Source organism: Candidatus Saccharibacteria bacterium oral taxon 488, assembly GCA_010202845.1.
GTDB lineage: Bacteria > Patescibacteriota > Saccharimonadia > Saccharimonadales > Saccharimonadaceae > Nanosynbacter.
On sequence record CP047921.1, the window covers coordinates 270,697 to 289,676 of the forward strand.

15 protein-coding genes are annotated in these 18,980 nt (G+C 52.1%); 5 read left to right on the forward strand and 10 right to left on the reverse strand.

The genetic code is table 11. The annotated features are described in order from the left end of the window. Positions 1 to 1,145 precede the first annotated feature (1,145 nt). Positions 1,146 to 2,066 (forward strand): hypothetical protein, encoded by a 921-nt coding sequence (locus tag GWK78_01380; GenBank protein QHU93685.1) that lies wholly within the window; start codon positions 1,146 to 1,148, stop codon positions 2,064 to 2,066. Positions 2,067 to 2,120: 54 nt separating this feature from the next. Here GWK78_01380 and GWK78_01385 read toward each other — a convergent pair whose 3' ends face one another. The 6 genes from GWK78_01385 to dprA all read right to left on the reverse strand — a co-directional run bounded on the left by GWK78_01385 (position 2,121) and on the right by dprA (position 11,332). Next, complete coding sequence (locus tag GWK78_01385; protein ID QHU93686.1) at positions 2,121 to 2,753, reverse strand: hypothetical protein; 633 nt, start codon at positions 2,751 to 2,753, stop codon at positions 2,121 to 2,123. 296 nt (positions 2,754 to 3,049) lie between these two features. Further along, entirely contained in the window at positions 3,050 to 5,728 is a 2,679-nt protein-coding gene (locus GWK78_01390; protein ID QHU93687.1) for a type IV secretion system DNA-binding domain-containing protein, read from the reverse strand. 39 nt (positions 5,729 to 5,767) lie between these two features. After that, on the reverse strand, positions 5,768 to 6,823 hold the full coding sequence (locus GWK78_01395) for a hypothetical protein (protein ID QHU93688.1): 1,056 nt from the start codon (positions 6,821 to 6,823) through the stop codon (positions 5,768 to 5,770). Positions 6,824 to 7,063: 240 nt separating this feature from the next. Further along, entirely contained in the window at positions 7,064 to 9,658 is a 2,595-nt protein-coding gene (gene topA, locus GWK78_01400; GenBank protein QHU93689.1) for a type I DNA topoisomerase, read from the reverse strand. A 66-nt stretch (positions 9,659 to 9,724) separates the two neighbouring features. After that, positions 9,725 to 10,402: a hypothetical protein gene (locus GWK78_01405; GenBank protein QHU93690.1), complete on the reverse strand. Its 678-nt coding sequence runs from the start codon at positions 10,400 to 10,402 to the stop codon at positions 9,725 to 9,727. Positions 10,403 to 10,459: 57 nt separating this feature from the next. Continuing rightward, complete coding sequence (gene dprA / locus GWK78_01410) at positions 10,460 to 11,332, reverse strand: DNA-protecting protein DprA (GenBank protein QHU93691.1); 873 nt, start codon at positions 11,330 to 11,332, stop codon at positions 10,460 to 10,462. A 517-nt stretch (positions 11,333 to 11,849) separates the two neighbouring features. On the opposite strand from dprA, the gene GWK78_01415 reads away from it, so the two are divergent. Next, complete coding sequence (locus tag GWK78_01415) at positions 11,850 to 12,833, forward strand: hypothetical protein (GenBank protein ID QHU93692.1); 984 nt, start codon at positions 11,850 to 11,852, stop codon at positions 12,831 to 12,833. Positions 12,834 to 12,897: 64 nt separating this feature from the next. Here GWK78_01415 and GWK78_01420 read toward each other — a convergent pair whose 3' ends face one another. Next, positions 12,898 to 13,347: a hypothetical protein gene (locus GWK78_01420; GenBank protein ID QHU93693.1), complete on the reverse strand. Its 450-nt coding sequence runs from the start codon at positions 13,345 to 13,347 to the stop codon at positions 12,898 to 12,900. A 67-nt stretch (positions 13,348 to 13,414) separates the two neighbouring features. On the opposite strand from GWK78_01420, the gene GWK78_01425 reads away from it, so the two are divergent. After that, complete coding sequence (locus GWK78_01425; GenBank protein QHU93694.1) at positions 13,415 to 14,185, forward strand: methyltransferase domain-containing protein; 771 nt, start codon at positions 13,415 to 13,417, stop codon at positions 14,183 to 14,185. Between the two features lie 52 nt (positions 14,186 to 14,237). Here the strand turns inward: GWK78_01425 and GWK78_01430 are convergent, their stop codons facing one another. Together GWK78_01430 and GWK78_01435 are read right to left on the reverse strand one after the other, a co-directional pair. Next, entirely contained in the window at positions 14,238 to 15,011 is a 774-nt protein-coding gene (locus GWK78_01430; GenBank protein ID QHU93695.1) for a TIGR03943 family protein, read from the reverse strand. Continuing rightward, entirely contained in the window at positions 15,001 to 16,044 is a 1,044-nt protein-coding gene (locus GWK78_01435; protein QHU93696.1) for a permease, read from the reverse strand. Before GWK78_01435 ends, GWK78_01430 begins: the two co-directional genes overlap by 11 nt. Before the next feature lie 49 nt (positions 16,045 to 16,093). Between GWK78_01435 and GWK78_01440 the strand changes: the two genes are divergently transcribed. After that, positions 16,094 to 17,215, forward strand: a complete 1,122-nt coding sequence (locus tag GWK78_01440; GenBank protein ID QHU93697.1) for a DUF475 domain-containing protein — start codon at positions 16,094 to 16,096, stop codon at positions 17,213 to 17,215. Positions 17,216 to 17,324: 109 nt separating this feature from the next. On the opposite strand, the gene GWK78_01445 is transcribed toward GWK78_01440, so the two are convergent. Next, positions 17,325 to 17,930: an aminoacyl-tRNA hydrolase gene (locus tag GWK78_01445; protein QHU93698.1), complete on the reverse strand. Its 606-nt coding sequence runs from the start codon at positions 17,928 to 17,930 to the stop codon at positions 17,325 to 17,327. A gap of 44 nt (positions 17,931 to 17,974) precedes the next feature. Between GWK78_01445 and GWK78_01450 the strand changes: the two genes are divergently transcribed. Continuing rightward, the gene (locus tag GWK78_01450; protein ID QHU93699.1) at positions 17,975 to 18,943 is read left to right on the forward strand and encodes a hypothetical protein; all 969 of its coding nucleotides are present in this window, start codon (positions 17,975 to 17,977) and stop codon (positions 18,941 to 18,943) included. Positions 18,944 to 18,980 lie beyond the last annotated feature (37 nt).

Below are 18,980 nucleotides of genomic sequence, written 5' to 3' on the forward strand. Positions count from 1 at the left end.
CATGCTGGGTGGTGCCTTGTGATGTGGAAAAGTCTACGAGTTACGCCTAGATTGTAACAACGTTTAGTTTGGTAAGGCCTAGCTTGATATTTATTTGAGAGACGGAGACGACGCTGGCGCTGGAGGCATCCCAAACTCCCCCGGCTGAAAGTCGAAAGTGGTTAGTGTGGCCCGTTCTGTTTATGGTAGCTTGAACGTGTCCTGGTGTTAGCACTCACCGTAGTACGGTGAAAGCCCGGAGGAGATCCCCCGCCGCAAGAGGTGTTAGGCGAAAAAGTTATAAAGGGTATATTAAGTGTATGTATAACGAAGTTTAGCGTATCAAAATAACCATAATACGTAAAAGCTACCTTGTGCGACATTAAATTATCTACGAAAAGACGTATGCTCTATCGTCTCTTCGCGATAATATTTTTTGTTTTGTATATAATGCCTGGTCTAGTTTTGACTGCCCTTTACTGGACGCCCCGTGCTGTTACCGTGATTGACGGATAAATCTACCAAATGTGGTTTTGCGGAATTTACTGAAAACTTAGATTTGTTTTATTACCTCGGCGTTTTATGTTTTATGGTGATTGAGCGCTTCTGTCTTTGTTCTCGTTTATTGCCAGTAATTAATTGTGTTGCTAATAATTATTATAATAAAGTCTGTGCATGCTTATACATGAATCTTGGGGGCTGAAAGCTCAATATAACAAGTTCGCTTTTTGTTCTATCATTTTCAAGCATTGATTTTTGAATGACAAGGGTAGAGTTTTTTCATTTGATAGTTTCGCTATTCCACTAGCCTGCCTTAAATTGCAGCAGGAGTAGGAGTATACTTGTGCTGCTTATAATTGAGCTAACAAAGAGCAACTGCGCTTTTGGTGGTCAAGGCGATTTATGAGTGGCCATCGTCAAGCTCTATGACAATGGGCGGCTCTACGTTATTTGCTAGCTAGGGGCGGATCACTGGAAACCAAGTTACGTTTAATGTATTTTATGATATATTTATAGGTGAGTTCCCGATGGATTACTAATAGGACTTGTGTCTGTAAGCAGATTCTAGATTGCTAACGCCCCGCAAGTCGTCGTCCATCAGGGGTGTACCAAGCAATAACGGGACAAATGAGTTCCCTGCTATGTTGAATTGATAGGAGATATCAGTGGTCGGAAAAAATTTTAAACAAACAGATCAGGAAAATAAGAGTAAGCCCGCTGTTAAAAAGCGAAAGCGTGGCTGGCTTATCTTTGGCGGAGTTGTCGTTACCCTTGCCGTTATAGGACATATCAGCAATGCAATGGAACAATCTCGCCTCGAGAAGGACAATGTTCCTATCATTATTTCCAATGTGGATGAAAACATTAAGCTTGATTATCATACGAATAAGCGTGAGATATCCGCTAAAATATCGGGCATTAGCTCATTCGCTGAAGTAAAAATATCGGAAAATAAGATTGAGGTTCATGATCGTAAAGACTCAGCTGGTAGTGTCAAGTATGAGATTAAAGACATCAAAGAGGGCGATAGCGATATTTCTATCTCTGTTGTTGACGGTAAGCGTCGCGGCGATAAGACCATTAAGATTCATCGTCAGACAAAAGCTGATTATGATAAGCAAGAGCTAGAAAAAGCTCTCAAGCGCGCCGAGGAATCAGTCAAAAAAGCCGAAGAACAATCGAGTGATGAAAATATATCTAGCGCCAAGTCAGATATTGGTAAATTACCAGACGGCAAACGTACGCCATTCTCTGAACGTATTGCCAAATTAGAAAAAGCCAAGCAGGAAGAAAAAGAGCGCGCCGAGAAAGCCAAGAGAGACGCTGAGGAGAAGAAAAAGCAAGAAGAGGCAGCGGTTGCCGCAGCTAAAGCTCGGCAGCAACAGCAGCAAGGGCGACCGCAGCCTGCACCTCGTCAAACTACCCCTACTCCTGCCGCTCCGCAGCCAGCTCCGGCAGAAATTCATTTCCGTAATTGCAAAGAGGCACGCGCCGCTGGTTATAGCCACATGCGCCGGGGTGAGCCTGGATATGCACTGCACCTTGATAGAGACGGCGACGGCATAGCTTGCGATAAGCATAAATAACTAAGCCAGCTTTTAATCTGGCTTAGTTATTTGTATAGTTTTTATATTTTAACTTTAACTTTGACCAACAGAATAAACCTTGAATGTTGAGGTTTTTAGACTATCTACTTTACCAGCCTCTACATATTTAAATGCTTCGTATGATCCAGACCCATTGCTTTTGAGGTCGTTAGCGTAAATCGTATCTTCTGCAAGTCGTGTGCCGCTAGCATCTACAGCCTCTATTTTAACAGTATATGATTTTGTCTCGGCATTCTTATTTGTAACCTTAACGCTTAACAGGGTTTTATTGATACCATATGCATCAGTAGTCGCTGAAAATTGGCCAACCTCAACACTAACATCGTTTTTGAGCAGCTCATCAGTCTTTTTGCCGCTCGATGTATCCACTGAATCCTGGATGGCTTTACCAGCATCGTTTATTGCTTTACCGTACATCGCTTGACTGGCTAGCACGATGCCAACGCAGACTAAGCCTATGATTAAAACGGCAATTGACATTCCGTGGCCTGCGCCGTCGTGCTTCTTAGCGCGAACAATGCCAACTATGCCAAAAAATATAGCGAGCACGCCAAGTATTGCGGCGAAGTTGTTAATAATCGGGATTGCCGATAACACTAGCCCGATAATACCCATAACTAATCCTGTTATGACTAGCCCAGATTTCTTTTGTTCGTTTTTGCCCATAATCCCCCTCAGGATTTTATTAATAATATAGATTGCCTGCTGAGCTGTCATAAAAAAGGACAGCCATTTGCTGACTGTCTAGATCTGACAAGGGAACGCATACGTCCACTTTATCGCACAATGGTTGCTCATTTGCAAAGTGAACCAGACTATGCGGTACCCAGTCAGATCTAGACGAATTCAGTATATCAATAAAAGATAAAAATTTGAATAGTTACAGTTTTTATACTGTCTTTGACAGTTGTTTTACCGTGTAGAAGTTTTCTATTTTTGTCGAGAGGCTTAATTATTATATATCATGCAGCACTCTTCTTCCGTCGTCGTCGGCGTTTCTTTGGTGTGGTGGTGTCGGTGGCTGCTGATTCAAATGCGCTGTTGCCGCGGATTTGCAAGATGACTTCGCCGCTGTCTGTGACGGGTTCGGGTTGTGGTGCGGGGTGTTGGGTGTTAGTGGCCGTGGTTCCCTGCATCGGTTGACTAGTGGCCGCCTGAACGGGCTGGGCTAGTGCGGCTGCGGCGACGGCTTGCGGGCGCGGCTGGCTGCTGGGCTGCTTTTGCGAGCGCGGCGGCATAATGACGGCGGCAATTTCTCGCTCAACGTCTTCCCGGCTCCGCGAGTACATGCGTCGTGAATGCTCGATGATGTGCGGCGTGTTGTCAGCTTGGCTTGGCGGGAGCTCGAGAGTGCGTGCGGAGAAAGCTGGAGTCTTCTCTCCCCCGATGACCATGTTGATGACGAAGTTGCGATTATGCATCTGCAAGAGGTCGACGGCTTCAAAATTTGGCTCAAATTGCTTGGCGAGAATTGGTGCGTCGTCGGCAGACACGCGGAATGAAATCATAGTGCCGACATTGCCAAAGACTGCATCACGCACGGTTTCGTTCATCTGTGAGATGTACTGGTTGGCGACGGTCAGGTTGAGGCCGTATTTGCGGGCTTCGGACAGGATGGTGGCAAATGAGTCGGTGGCAAAGTTCTGGAACTCGTCGACGTAAAGGTAAAATGGACGGCGGTCGCGGATGTCGGGGATGTCAGAGCGGCTCATAGCAGCCAGCTGAATCTTGGTGACCAGGAATGAGCCGAGGATGGCGGCGTTGTCTTCGCCGATCAAACCCTTGGACAGATTGACGATGAGAATTCTGCCTTCGTCCATGATTTGGCGGATGTTGAAGGTGGATTTGGGCTGACCGATGATGTTGCGGATGATTGGGTTGGCGGTAAAGGCGCCGACTTTGTTGAGGACTGGTGCGACGGCCTCGGCGACGAACTTGTCGTTCCAGCTGGCGAATTCGACGTTCCAGAACTGCAGAACCACAGTGTCGCGACAATAGCTCAGCGTTTCCTTGCGGAAGTTTTTATCAGTCAGCATGCGGGTGATGTCCAGCATGGTCGTCTCTGGCCGGTCGAGCAGCGCCAGGATGGTGTAGCGCAAGATGTACTCCAGCCGCGGGCCCCAACTCTCGCCAAACATACGCTTCAGGACGCCGATGACTTCTGATGAAATGTTGGTTTTTTGGTTCGGGTTGGTGACTTCCAGCGGGTTGAAGCCGAGTGGATAGGCGGTGTCGGCTGGGTTGAAATAGACAACGTCGTTCAGCCGTGAGCCAGGGATGAATTTCATGTTGTTGATGGCGAAGTCGCCGTGCGGGTCGATGATGGCGTAGCCTTGATTGTGAAAAATGTCGCTGAGCGCGAATAATTCGAGCAACCCAGACTTGCCTGCCCCCGTCTGGCCGATGATGTAAACGTGACGCGAGCGATCATAGCGCAGCATGCCGAACTGGTGGTTAATGCCGCGGAAGTTGGTGACGCCAAAGGCGGAAATTTGGTCGTCATTGGCGTCGCTGCCGGTCAGGACAGGCAGCTTGGATGGCGGTTCGGCGGTTTTGGCGCTGGCCCAGACGATGTTTGGCGTCTCGACATTGGTGTGCGGCAAGTGAAAGACAGAGGCCAGCTCTTCGATGTTGAGAATGTAGCCATCACCGTAAAATGCACGCTTGCGGTACTTGTCGAGAAACTCCTTGCCGAACGCACCCTTGACAGCGCGAAAGCCGTTGAGGTTGGTTGAGTTGAATTGCTTAAAAGCACCGACCAGCGCCTGCATATGTAGCTTGGCGCTGGTTTGATCTTCGCCAAGGTACGCCAGGCGGATCTTGACGTCGTAGCCTAATTTAGTGGCCTTCTTCTCTGCCTCAGAGACGCGCGTCTTGTCGCGCTCAGATAGCTCGGGCGCTTTTTTGCCATCACTTCCTTGGCCTGGTGGCTTCCAGAGCGCCTCCAGTAGCGTACCAATCCATTGCAAGCCTCTACCGCCGAGTCCGGGGATAAGCTTATGTCCACTCTTGACGCTGGCGATCCAGCGATCGGCGGACTGTTGCCAGCTGTCGGCGATCGGCCTGATGAGCACCTGCACCCAGAGTTCCTCGCCGGTCAATTCTAGCTTGGCCAGCGTACCAGTAATTCCCGCCAGTGGATCGACTTCAAAGGTCTGAAAGGTGCGAATTGGCAAGAACTCTGGCGCCGTCAAGGTTAGCTCAGTGGTGTACACGGTGGAGTGCTCACGCTCGTGCTCGGTGTAATCTTCGCTGGCGACGTGGATTTGAACGGTTGGGTACTGGGCGTAAATTTGTCCCTCGACGAAACTTTGTAGCGTTCGGGGCACCCAGACGTAAAAACGAATTTGACCGTTGACCGAGGCGATTTCAAAGCTGATATGCTCCTGCCGCCCGCCCGATAATTTGAGCTCGCGTTTGTCGCGCAAGATGCCGTGCAGGCTGGCGAATAATTGCTCGGCGGCCAGCTCTTTCTTGTCGTTGGCTTTGGGAATTTCGAGTACCAATAACACGCTCTCGGTCGGTTCGAATTCGTCGGCCCGCTGATAGTTGCGCCACGTCAAAAATGATAGCACGGCTGTGATGGGTATCCAGACGTACCACTGCGTTAAAAAACTAATCATCGAAGAGATAATTTCCATGCTATTTCATTATCTCACCCCTTATAGATAAATGCAAACCTAGGCTTCGCTGACCAGAATGTAGGTGGCCTTGGCGGAGCGTTGGAATTGCGGTTTGGCTTGCAAGTTGAGCAGAATGGTGGTTTCTTTGACTTGACGCTTGTCGAGGACGCGCTTCACGATTTCATCGCGGTGCAGCGGCTCGCCGGCCTCGCGTAGGACGCTGGCGATGATGTCGGCGACGGTACCGCGAGCGTAGCCCCATGATTCGAGGGCATAAATACCGCGGCCGATCAGAACGAAGCGCTTGTCTTTGATGAGTTCGTTGTGAATGGCTTGGATGGTGACATCTTTGCGTTTGAAATCGCTGTCCTTGATGGCTTTAGCAATGTCCGAGAAGTGCATTGGCTGGCCGTTGCTGTCGAGAATGACGAAAATCTTGTCACGAATGGTTTTTGGGTTGACGAGCGGCCACTTGATCAGGCCCCACAAACCGCGGAGGTGAGCTAGTTTCTTGCTGATTGAGGCGAGCGCGGCAATGTTGGATGGGTGCTCGTAGTTGAGCGTTTTGTGTAGTTCCTCGGCGGTGACTGGCTGGCCGTGCTGTTTGATGGCTTTGATGATTTCTTCGACTTGCTTCTTGATATTCTTCTCGTCGTTTGGTGTGCCGATGATGGCTGAGTGGTAATAGTCATCGTTCTCGGTGATAATGTTGATTGATGGATTGAGCTCGGCGATAAAGGCGACATGGGATCGTTCGCTATCGGTGACATCTCGGCCGAGGACGTGCTTGGCGAGATTATGTAGTGGTGCGGCTCGGCCCATTTCTGACAGGTGTGAAGTGACCATCTTTTCAGCAGCCGAGGCACTTGGTATGCCGCCATCAGCTACCAGTAGACGGAGGCGAACGAGGATAGCCTTCTCCAGCTGGCGGACACGCTCACGAGTGATCCCGAGCATGTCGCCGATCTGCTCCAGCGTCTCTTTGCTGCCGTATAAACCAAAGCGACGGCTAATAATCTCTTTCTCGCGCTCCTGCGGAATTTGCGCCAAAACATCCTCGGCCGCTTGCCGAAGCTGCTTGTCTGGTGCGCTCTGTTCTTGTGTGTCGCTCATGGCTTTATGTTAAATCCTCTCTGCCTCACCTCAGAAGTTATGTTGATATATGACGATATTGCTATTATACAATAAAATATTTTCGTGTCAAGCAAGTCGTATAGTACGCCATAATTATAGCATGTATTTAACAATTTTTGCAATGAAATGGTGTGATAGTTTTTAATTTTGTGAATTATGGGAATGTGGTCTATACAGCACTAATAAAATGTGGCTTGATTGAGTTATTTTGCGGGTCAATTACTTCTTTGAGCGCCTGCTTTTTCTCGGGGATTTGGATGATTTGGCCGAGGCGCGGCCGCGGCGAGCTGGTTTCGCGGGTGCGGCTTTTAGGAGTTCCAAGGCCTGCTCGTGAGTGATGGTTTTTGGGTCGGTGTCTTTGGGGATTTTGGCGTTTTTCGTGCCGTCGGTGATATATGGGCCGAAGCGGCCGTTGAGGACTTTGACGCCATCGCCAAAGTCAGCGATATTTTTCTCGGCCTCGGCTTGGAGTTTGGCGGTGTAGAGCTCGCGGGCTTTTTCTAGGGTGATGGTGTGCGGATCTTCAGGCTTGATAGAGACGAAAAGCTTGCCGACTTGGATGTACGGGCCGAAGCGGCCGATGTTGGCTTTGATGTCTTGCCCGTCTTCGGTTTGACCAACGACGTGCGGCAATTTGAACATTTCTAGCGCCTGCTCCAGAGTGACGGTCTCAATTTTCGCGCCTTTTGGTAGCGGTGCAAAGCGCGGTTTGTCCTCGTCGTTAGTGGCGCCCAGCTGCAACATTGGGCCAAAACGGCCAAAGCGCGCCAGGATTGGCTTGCCAGATTTTGGATCGATGCCGACTTCACGGTTAGCGCCAACTTTACTGCGGTCGATGCCGCCTGACTGTTCGATTAATTTGTGAAATGGCGTGTAAAATCCGTTGAGCATGGCGCTTTTAGCCAGCTCGGCGGCGGCGATTTTATCAAATTCAGTTTCGACATTGGCGGTGAAATCATAGTCAACGATTTGCGTGAAATGGTCGGTCAAAAAGTCAGCGATCAGTTCCCCGCTCGGCGTTGGGATGAGTTTACCGCGAGTGGAGCCGGTTTTTTCTTGGACGACGTCGCGGCTGACTTCTTCGCCGTTATAATTCAAGACGATGACGTCGCGCGGGCTCCCTTCGCTGTCGCCTTTTTCGACGTAGCCGCGGGTCTGCACGGTGTCGATGATGGTGGCGTAGGTGCTTGGCCGGCCAATACCGAGATCTTCGAGTTTCTTAACCAGTGAACCTTCGGTATAGCGGGCTGGCGGTCGGGCGAAGATTTGGCGGGCGGTGATGTCGTGGGTTTTAAGTGTGTCGCCGGTGTGGAGTTTTGGTAAGAGTTCATCTTTGCCGCCGCCGTAGACGCGTAGGAAGCCGTCAAAGGTGATGACTTCGCCTTTGGCTTCGAAGTGTAAGTCTGCAGTAGCCGCCTCTCGGACACCATCAGCAAAGTCAGCATCACCAGCGCCACGCTCCCGCACTGGAGTACTCTTTTCGCTTGTATCTCCACTGGAGATACTACGCGAGCGTTCGGCTGAAACGTTCGCTTCTCGCGAACGTTTCACAGCCTCCAGCGCAGAAGGTGCCGCTGTTGCTGGCGCATCTGGCGCGAGCGGCGTCTCGGAAAAAATCTGGGATTGTCTCGGGTCCCGGATTGTTTTATGAGACGTCTGAGTGCCGTCGATAGCAATTACCACCGTGGTCTTCTCTAATTTTGCTGCCGACATTTGCGATGCTAGGGTGCGGCGGCGAATGAGGTCGTAGAGTTTCTGGTCGTACTCGTTGGAGGTGACGGTTTCGCGGGTAATGTCGGTCGGGCGGATGGCTTCGTGGGCTTCTTGGGCGGAGGCGGATTTGGTTTTGAATTTGCGCACAGTCGAATAATCCGGGCCGTACAACCGCTTGATAAAGTCGGTGGCGCTAGCGATGGCCTGCCCGCTCAAATTGACCGAGTCGGTACGCATGTAGGTGATTTTACCGTCTTGGTACAGCCGCTGGGCTGAGGCCATGGTAGCTTTGGAGCTGAAACCAAGCTTGGCGTTGGCCTCCTGTTGCAGAGTTGACGTCGTAAACGGCGCGGCTGGGTTGCGGGTGCCAGGCGTCTTTGAGATGTCGCTGACGGTGAACGTGGCTGGCTTGAGGCTGTTCAAGAATTCGTGAGCAGCTGCTTCGGAATCAAATTTTTGATTGAGCTCGGCTTTGAATTCTTGATTGTCGTGGATGAATATGGCGGTCACCTTGAACTGCGAGCTGCCTTCAAATTTCATGATTTCTCGTTCGCGTTCGACCAGTAATCGCACCGCTGGGCTCTGGACGCGGCCAGCCGACTTGCCTCCCGGCACTTTTTGCCAGACTACGGGGCTGAGCTCAAAACCAACCAATCGGTCGAGAATTTGCCGTGCCTGCTGCGCTTGCACCAGGTTCATGTCGACGGTGCGCGGGTTTTTGATGGCATTGGTGATAGCATCTTTGGTAATCTCGTGAAAGACGATGCGTTTGGTCGTCTCAATCGGCAAATCCAATACTTTACAGAGGTGCCAGGCAATGGCCTCCCCTTCGCGGTCTTCATCGGTGGCCAGCCAGACATTGTCTTTGCCAACAGCCTTGACATTTTTCTTCAGCTCGCTGATGACTTTCTTTTTCTCTGGGTCAACTTCGTAGATAGCAAAAAAATCATTCGCCACATCAATTGGCGGCGTGCCATCTTTGGTTTTTTTGACAATTGAGCGGATGTGTCCCACGCTTGACAGGACATGAAAATCCTTGCCTAAGTATTTCTCAATGGTTTTAGCTTTGGCTGGTGACTCGACGATGACGAGATTTTTCATAACTCTATATTATATCAAATCACCTCGCAACCACAACCGCCGAGGATGTTTGGGTGCGAGAGCCTCTTATTGCTGTTGGCGTATTTCTTCCTTGACTTGCTTACTGAGTTTGGCGGCACGTATTATATATTGAGCGGCTGCTAGGCCAGCAACTGGTAAGTATATTTTAGATACTCCGTCACCGAGGCTACGGAGTACCTTTGCTGTTTTCTCGTGGCCAAACGACTCTGCCGAGCCGCTGAGTATGTATAATGATGTCGCGGTCGACACGAGGGCGCCACTGATGCGGCCAACCTGTGTTGGTCGGAGCGGTTCGGCCTGGCTGGGGAGTTGGCGGTGCTTTTGTTCCGCTATGAGCGTGGCTATTGCTTTGGTCGCCTCGAGGCTGGTCATAGATGCAACGACAGTCTTTGAGGCGAGACCATCTTCTACTATCTTTAGGAGTGCAGTGGCGGCGACCACTTTATCTCTGATGGGGTCAAGCTTGATACCGAGTTTTGATTGCTGATGGAGGCGTCTCGCTAGTGTTCCATCAGCCTTGTCTGACAGTTCGCCAATGACCAAGGCAGCGATACCCTTAACGGTGCCGGCGTTTCGGATGCCGTATATGCTGCATAGTCCACCTATCGTAGTAACGATATTGGGTAGCGTGAGTATGTCGTCTGATACCTCTTGGTCGATAGGGGTGTCTGGATTATGGCACGTTTCAATGGTTGTATTGGGCCTTGATAATTCTCTCCTCATTGGGACTAGCATAGCATCGTAGTAGATAATGTTACAAGCATAGACGCATTGTTGACACTAGTTAAGCGTCCAGTTATTCGCCCCAAGCGGCTTGATCACGCCGTTGATCTCTAACATGGTTAGTGCCGTGGCGAAGTCGGCTGGGTTGAGACCGGATTGTTGCTGTAGTTGGTCGCCGTCTCTGAGGCCGGTTCGGAGTAAGTCGATGATAGTGTTTTCGGCTGGGGTTTCACCGAGGGGGGTGACGGCTTGGTCGGTGGCAGATTGAGTGGTTGACGGGGCGATGACATCGAGGATGTCCGTGGCAGTGGTGGCGACGAGGGCGCCTTGTTTGAGCAGCGCGTTGCAGCCAGCAGACAGCGGGCTGGTGATGTTGCCCGGCACGGCAAAGACGTCGCGGCCTTGGGATAAGGCGTGAGCGGCGGTGTTCAGTGTGCCGCTGCGCTCGGCGGCCTCGGTGATGATGACGGCGTCAGCTAGGCCGGAGACCAAGCGGTTGCGCTCCAAGAAACTCCAGCGATTGACGACTTTACCGTCGCCTTTTTGCCACTCAGAGAGGATAGCGCCGCCGTTTTTTATGATATTCATGGCTAATTTGTAATTGGTTTGCGGCGAGATGTCGGGCAGTTCATTAGGGATGACGCCGATGACTGTGCCGCCAGCCTCCAGGGCGGCTTTTTGGGCAATGCCGTCGATGCCGAGCGCCAGGCCGCTAACGATGATGCAGCCGGCTTTTGCCAGGTCGCTCGCCAGCTGCTCGGTCACTTCCCGGCCGTACGCCGAGGGTTTGCGTGAGCCAACGATTGCCACGACCGGTGCACCGCTCGTCGGCAATGTTCCCATGAAACACAAGCTTTTCGGTGGATTGGCAATACTTGCCAACCTCTGGGTAAAATTATGCTCATCTGGACGGATTCTATTGATTTCCATGACTTTTGTGATAAAAAGTATTGACATGTTGTCAAATGCTTGCTATAATCAGGAGCGATTGGTTAGCCGAAGTGCTAATCAAAAGCACCTTATACCCCCTATTCTAACTAATATGTTAGGTTGCGCGCAATGGCATTAAGTATTCTTACCCTCCACTTTTTGCGATTCAACGTTACGCGCATACTAACCCCTTTAACTGCCCTTTTTTGAAGGCGACCTCTGTTAAGGTGAGCACTGGATGGTGTTGATATTATAATCAGGCGCGGACTTTTGGAGTTTTAGTCACGACGCTTCACTGAGACGGGAGCTCGGGTGGGTTGAAGGGTAACAAAGCGCCAGGTGATGCCCACCCTTACCTGGCGCTTTTTTAGTTGGGTTTTTGATGTGATCTTGCACCGTGTAAATGGAGGTTGGGTGTGAATTGGTGTGGGATGGTTTGCTAGAAAGTGAATTTTTGGGTGGATATGCGTGAGCATAATATTGACTTTTTGTCTCTAAAATAGTATAGTGAATACATATGACGCAGATAATTGAGCACGATACCTTAGTCAAGTTAAGCCAAGAGCGCCCGTTGGTGTTTCGAGCCCAAGCGGCCGCCGTCTTGGCGCGCGTGCCGCGACGATTTCGACGAGATGCGCGGATGCTGAATCGTAGCAAGCGCACGATGCACGATATGCTGACGGCGTGGCGGGACGAATGGTTGCCGAGGCTAGAGACGATCACCTCGGCGCATAATGCGACAACGTTGCAACAAGCCTTGCAGGAGGATTTGCTGGCCGAGACGTCGTCGCAGCAACGGCTGATCGCCATGATGATACCGGTGCGGCTTGAGGAGGAGCGACTGGCCTTTGCGGGGTCGCAGTTTACGTCAAAGCGAGAGAAAAAGCCGTATCAGCGAACGCTGGCGTTCGCCCAGCAGCCAATTGAGGTCTGTCGACAGCAGGTTGAAGATTTTATGAGGTACGAACTGTACCGGGCGGTGCTCGGTGAGGTCGGTGTGACCGTGGTGGACAAGCAGGCGCGGCCTTTGGTGCGGTGCTGGCAGCGGCTACGGGCCGGTCGTCAGGTTAAGAAACTGCGACGTGAGGTAACGAGGCGCTTGGCGGCGATTGAGCGAGAAATGACGGCGATTGAGCAGGAGCGCGGCGGCTTGGCGGCCCGGCTGTTCGGGCTGAATATTGATTATGTGACGGTGTTGGCAGCGCGACAGGAGTACGAAAAGGCGCTGGGCCGGCTGAGTAAAAAAGCGGCCGAGAGCCCGGCCAAGCGGCTGGCACTATACGAGAAAAAGACCGAAGCGATTCGCGAGGAATACCTCGACACAGTACCGGGCGTGGCGAATTTGTCAGAAGCGCAGCGGGCGGTCAAGGAAATTGATTCGGTGCTGCTCGCGATTTTTGACCTAGACGCGACCGCGCGCAACGAACTGATGAGCGCGTTTAAGCGCTACCGGACGCTGACGCGTGAGCGCGACATGCTACGGGCAAAGCTTGAGGTGTAGTTTGTAAGAGAGATATCGGGCCGTGTGGTTCGTTGGAATTGAGATAGCTGCTGCCGGCGGCTGATTAGGCTTGGCTCGTCGTCTTGGTTGAGCCAGGCTGCGTATCACCAGCTGCCATGCAGGTCTGGCACACTCCTTCGAGTTCAAAGTGGTGGCGCTCGACACGGAAGTGATGGCGCTGGCCGATCAAGGCGATGAGCCGTTCTAGCTCTGGTGTCTCCAGCGGTTCGGCGTTATGACAGCGTGTGCAGTAGAGGTGGTGATGATGTTTGATGAATGGCTCGGCGAGCTCATAACGGACTTTCCAGCCGATGTGGATGGTGTTAATGACGTGAAGCTCGTGAAAGGTTTCGAGAATGCGATAGATGCTGGTGCGGTTAGTGTTCGGGCAACGCTTGGCGATTTCGGCGATGGTCAGTGGTACGTCGATAGATTCGAGTGCCGTAAAGACTTCGCAGCGTGATTTGGTCAGGCGAAGGTCGGCTTGGCGAAAGATGTCGCGTAAGGTATCCATGTCGCAATTGTAGCACTTATTGCGACAAAATTGCAATAAGCTACACAATACGCCATACTGATGAGCTATGAAAGAATGTATTGAGCGAGTGCTGAGCTTGCCGCAGCTCACACCTTCTGAGGAAGTTAATGCGGCGTTTACCGAATTAGTTGATGCGGTGGTGGCGCACGGTAAAGAGCCACTGCTGCGTGACGAGGATATTCGCCGTCAGGTGCAGCAGCGCTGCGCGGTAGCCGAAGGAGAGTTGGAACGACACTGGTCGGGGCGCATCACAGAGGCGGATAACCCGTGGGCAGAGTTAGAAGCGTTTCCGTATCATGAGAATTATAAAGAGTTGACGCGGCGTGAGATTGGGCTGCTGGGACGGACTGGGCTGCAGCTATGTGGTTGTTCGTCGGAAGTGGCGATGATTGGTAGTGGGCCGTTGCCGCTGACGGGATGGTGGCTACATCGGCTAACGGGAGCGCGGATTACGCATGTTGATGCGTCGGACGAGGCAATTGAGTTATCGCGCGGCCTTGCCACGGCGCTTGATTGGCCGGGTAAATTTGTGACTGGTCTGGGTCAGTCGGTGGCGCTGGATGAGGGGCGATATGATGTGATATATGTAGCGGGACTGGCTGGCGAAACGCTGGCGGAAAAGCAAGCGATCGTTGATCATGTACGACCAGCACTTACACCAGACGGGCGACTGATCGCGCGCGGGGCGTACGGGGCGCGCACCCTGCTCTATCCAGGATTTGATGCTCACGCTTTTGAGGGTGTGCGGCTGATGGAGGAATACCATCCGACAGATGGGGTGATTAATTCGGTCTTTGTGTACAAGCAGGCCGCTTAGGCGTGAGAGCGTTGAAAACTAATTGAGACATTGTCGCAATAATGATACATAGCTAGACGCCGAGGAATTCGTATGGATTGGCTGGTTCGGTGGTTGGGGTGATGGTGGGGTTGGTGAGGACGTAGACAGCTCGGCCGCCGGATAGTTCACGTTTAACCTGGCCGCTTAGGCGTAGCCATTGGTTGTTGCGGTAACGCTCGGCGTCTGGGGATTTAACGAGAATGCTGATCGGGGTGCTGTCGACAGCGCAGCAGCTGATAACGAAGCGTGATAGTTCGAAGTAGCGGTTGTCGTAAAAGCCACTCGGGTCGCGCGCCACGAAGCCAGTGACGTCGATGGTTACGCCGTCAAAAAAGCTGTCATTCGGGCAGTCATCAAACGCGCTACGCCAGCGGTTCATGGAAACGGGTTTGCCGTCAAGCGGCTCTGGTTTGTCGCAGCGGCCGGTCGTGCTGGTTGGCCCGGACGTGGCGCGGTTGGCAGCGCTGGACGAGGACAGTGGACGCGGCGGCAGGACGATGGCCAGAGCGAGGATGCCGGCGGTGATGATTGAGAGTATGGGGATGGTGCGTCGCGGCTTTTTTGGATGCTTGGTGGGTGCCGGGCGGGCGGAGGCTCGTCGCTTCCCTGCTAGGTTATGGCGCAGCTGTAGAACAATATCGATAAGGAGTAACATGCCACCAGCCACGGTCGCCACGACGGCGAGCAAATGGTAGCGCGGATGAATGTAAAAGCCGAGCTGGCCGCGGACGGCGATGAGGATGATGTAGCTACAGGCAAGTAGCCCGCCGCCAGCGCGCAGTAGTGGGCCGAGTTTAGCGCGCATAGAGATTGACTCCGATCCCTGCCGCGAGCGACAGACTGAAAATAATGAGCATAACCAGCAGGATAAATCGCGGACGAAAGGTGCTTCGCATGAGGAGAATCAGTTTGATGTCGATCATCGGGCCAGTCAGCAGAAAAGCGAGGACGGAGCCATTGGTGAAGATACGGGCGTAAGCCAGCGCAAAAAAGGCATCGACGCTGGAGCAGATAGAGACGACGAAGCCGAGGCCGATCATGGCGATGACCGACAGGATGGTGTCGCCGCCGACGGCGTTGATGATGGAGCGCGGAACGAAGACTTGGGTGGCGGCAGCGATCATGGCGCCGAGGACCAGCATGGTGGTGAGCTGCCAGAATTCGTTGCGGGAATCAGCGAGGATGTGGCGAAAGGTCGTTGGATGACGGTCGGTGCAGGAGGCAGCAAATGACGGCTGGAGGACGTGTTTGGGGTGAATAAAGCTGACGATCAGGGCGGTCAGCTGGACGATTAGAAAGCCAAAGCCGATGCGCCACCAGACCATGCGCGGTTCAAAACTAAAGGCGGTCATAGTGGCGATGATGGTGATCGGATTGAGGATCGGCGCGGCTAAGAGAAAGCTGATGACGTCGGCGGGCTTGAGGCCGTGTGCTAGGAGGCTGCGGGCGACTGGCACATTGCCGCACTCGCAGACTGGCAGCGCGATACCGACGAGCGAGAGGAGAATGCGGCGGATGAATGTGTGTTTGGGTAGGATTTTAAGCAGTCGGTCTGGCGGCAGGAAGCGGCGAATGAGAGCAGAAACGATGATGCCGATGATGAGAAACGGCGTGGCCTCAACGATGACGCTGCAGGTTAGCGTCAGGAAATCTTGTGCCAGCGGTGCTAGCGTCTCGGCCCACGTGTGCGGCGGATGGGCGATCAGCCAGAGGTCAATTTGTAAACCATACTGCATCACAACGATGCCAAACAAGCCGACGATAGTCCATCGGATCGCGTCGCTGTGGTTTTTGAACCAGGCGCCAGCGCGCTGATATATTGTCTGTAGTGACGGCATAGTTTCTATTATACTACTCCCCGCCTAGCATGCTATACTAAAACTCAGTATGAAACATTGGCTCCACTCGCATCACCCATTTCGGATTTTTTGGTTTTCGGCGTTGTTGACGCTGGCGTTGGGCGGGTTGATTTTCGGTCATTTCGGCGCGAGCGGCTTGTGGTTGTTTGCAATTTTGGTGGTGCTGGAAGTGACGTTTAGCTTTGATAACGCGGTGATTAACAGCAAGGTGCTGGCTGGCATGAGCCAGGTTTGGCAAAAGGTGTTTTTGACAGTTGGGATTTTCGTGGCGGTGTTCGTGGTGCGGTTCGTGCTGCCGATTATCATCGTGATGGTGGCGAGCGGCCATGGCTTCATGGAAGTGGTTGATTTGGCGCTGAATAGGCCGGCGGAATACGGTCATATTTTGCATGAAGCCTCGCCGATGATCGATGCCTTTGGCGGCGCGTTTCTGATTATGATTGGCCTCAGTTATTTCATTGATTATAACAAGCGCGTGCATTGGATGCGGCATGTCGAGCCGTGGCTGGCCAAGGCTGGGCGGTTCGAGAATTTCAAGGTGTGTTTGATGCTGGGCGTGGCGGCGGTGCTGTATTTTACGGTCGAGCCGCCGCATCGAGCGCTGGTACTGATCTCGTCGGTGTTGGGGATTATACTGCATATCGGGCTGGAATTGTTCGGCTCATTCTTCCATGAGGATGATGCTAAATCAGTCAAGGTCAAGGTTGGTTGGGCGGCGTTCGCTAGCCTGCTCTATCTGGAAGTGTTGGATGCTAGTTTTAGCTTTGACGGCGTCATCGGCGCGTTTGCTATCACCAGCAGCGTGCTGCTGATTGTGGCGGGCCTGGGTGCTGGAGCGATTTGGGTGCGGTCGCTGACGGTGTATTTGCTGCGGACGGGCATGCTCAGTAAGTATAAATATCTGGAAAATGGCGCGCACTGGGCGATCATGGCGCTGGGTATGATGATGATTGCTAAGTTGTTTCATCTGGAGCTGCCGGAATGGGCGACGGGAGGCTTGGGGCTGCTGTTTGTGAGCTTGGCGGTTGGCAGCAGTATGCTGGAGGCGCGAGCGATTAATTTGCAAGAAGCAGCTGCGGCGAAATTGCATAGCGCTGAGCGGCGGCTGAAACACGGCGCGGCGAAAATTGTGCCGCGAAAGCGACGGTAATTAGTATTTGGATTTTTATTTTTGGGCGGGAGCGTTTACTATTGCGACATTGTTGCAATAAGCATTTTTGATTTCGCAGGCGCAATGGTGTAGTGATGTGCCGGGGGGGTTAGAGCTTGACGCTTATGGCTGAAATGTGATCGGATAAAAAGTCATGAATCATTGTTTGCGCCGTTGGGATGGTCCAATTTTTCAAAATAGTTAATTCATCGCTATTAAAATTCATCATAACAAAACGGTCGGTTGAGACTTGCCGCCGCAGTAGATTGTCTGTACCGATACGAATATGCCAAAAGTCAGAACCAATGTGAGCATGAAGCGATTTTAAGCCGTTGCTGCCAGCGTCGCGCCCGCCTTTACGGACGCGGATTTTACCAAAATCAAGGTCGGTGTCATCGTGAATAATTAGTAAATCATCCAGTGTCAGTTTATAAAAATCCATGATCGCCCGCGCGGAAATACCGACGTTATTGTAGTACGTGGTTGGTTTGACAAGGAGGACTTTTTCTCGTGGAATAGTAACAGGTAGTTTTGTGCTAGCGGCTGAATCGACCGTAAAACTGTTTAATTCGGCAATATCCGCAAAGAATTTGGGCTTGTTGCTAAAATGTGCACTCTGTCCTGCCGCCAACTGGTTAACCACCAAAAAGCCAGCATTATGCCGCGTGTGAACGTACTTTTCGCCAGGATTGCCAAGGGCCAGAATTACTTTCATAGCCTTAGTATAGCACCTTGGCTGTGATGACGTATAATAGATGTATGGCGAAACGCGATGATGATTTGGAATTTAGTGTTAATGCGGCGTTTGACGAGGCGCGGGCGGTTGTTGACAAAGTGCCGCTATATTTGGTGAACGGCTCGCTGGGTGCTGGCAAGACCAGCGTGTTGGAATTCTTATTGCAACAAAGTGACTATAAGGGCGCGCGGGTGATTGAAAATGAATATGCCAATGAAAATGTCGACGGCTATCGGCTGGAGGGATTGGCGGAGATGGTGACGACGCTGGCTGGCGACTGCGTCTGCTGCTCGTCGAAACACGCGCTAACGCGGATGCTGCTGGACTTTTGCCGGAATTCGCCGGCGCCAGTGTTTATCGAGGCGACGGGCGTGGCGCGAACGATGAACTTGGTCGAGAAATTGATTAATGCACAAATCTTCAATAAGTATGAGTTGATGCAGAGTTTTTATGTGATCGATGCGCACGAGATTTTGCGCGGGATTGAGCCAGCGCACGAAGTTGAACTGCAAGCAGCAGACGTGATTTTGGTGACCAAGGAAGATTTATTGAACGATAGCGAGCTGGCTGAATACGAAGCAAAACGCCGCGCCCTACCCTACGCCAAGGTGTTCAGTGCGCCGCACGGTCGGTTTGAACTCAGTAAATTAACCACGCCGTCGGGACTGCTTGCGTTTTTTGATACGTATGATGGCGAGCTGGCGGTGCCGGATAATCCGACGTATGCAGTACTGGATGTTTCGGGCATGAATATCGCGGCGTCGGCGCTAGAAAACATGTGGCTGGAGTTGTTCAGGGCGTATGGCCTACGACGGATGAAGGGGTGCTTTATTAGTGACAACGGCGCGCACCAGCATGTGGAGGCGACCGAGCAGCAAATTCAGATAACTCATGCCAAGCCTGAGGAGGCAGCAAAAATCGTGCTAATCGGCGAACGGGCGGATGAGATTACCCGTGAAGCTTTGGCGGCGCAACTAGTGATGTTTGAATAAATTGTTCGCTTTCGTCGTTTCCGACTCATCAGCATAG

Coding starts and splice junctions, on each gene's coding strand:
- GWK78_01385 (QHU93686.1), bottom strand. CDS start 2,753: ATGGGCAAAAACGAACAAAAGAAATCTGGGCTAGTCATAACAGGATTA.
- GWK78_01390 (QHU93687.1), bottom strand. CDS start 5,728: ATGGAAATTATCTCTTCGATGATTAGTTTTTTAACGCAGTGGTACGTC.
- GWK78_01395 (QHU93688.1), bottom strand. CDS start 6,823: ATGAGCGACACACAAGAACAGAGCGCACCAGACAAGCAGCTTCGGCAA.
- topA (QHU93689.1), bottom strand. CDS start 9,658: ATGAAAAATCTCGTCATCGTCGAGTCACCAGCCAAAGCTAAAACCATT.
- GWK78_01405 (QHU93690.1), bottom strand. CDS start 10,402: ATGAGGAGAGAATTATCAAGGCCCAATACAACCATTGAAACGTGCCAT.
- dprA (QHU93691.1), bottom strand. CDS start 11,332: ATGGAAATCAATAGAATCCGTCCAGATGAGCATAATTTTACCCAGAGG.
- GWK78_01415 (QHU93692.1), top strand. CDS start 11,850: ATGACGCAGATAATTGAGCACGATACCTTAGTCAAGTTAAGCCAAGAG.
- GWK78_01420 (QHU93693.1), bottom strand. CDS start 13,347: ATGGATACCTTACGCGACATCTTTCGCCAAGCCGACCTTCGCCTGACC.
- GWK78_01425 (QHU93694.1), top strand. CDS start 13,415: ATGAAAGAATGTATTGAGCGAGTGCTGAGCTTGCCGCAGCTCACACCT.
- GWK78_01430 (QHU93695.1), bottom strand. CDS start 15,011: ATGCGCGCTAAACTCGGCCCACTACTGCGCGCTGGCGGCGGGCTACTT.
- GWK78_01435 (QHU93696.1), bottom strand. CDS start 16,044: ATGCCGTCACTACAGACAATATATCAGCGCGCTGGCGCCTGGTTCAAA.
- GWK78_01440 (QHU93697.1), top strand. CDS start 16,094: ATGAAACATTGGCTCCACTCGCATCACCCATTTCGGATTTTTTGGTTT.
- GWK78_01445 (QHU93698.1), bottom strand. CDS start 17,930: ATGAAAGTAATTCTGGCCCTTGGCAATCCTGGCGAAAAGTACGTTCAC.
- GWK78_01450 (QHU93699.1), top strand. CDS start 17,975: ATGGCGAAACGCGATGATGATTTGGAATTTAGTGTTAATGCGGCGTTT.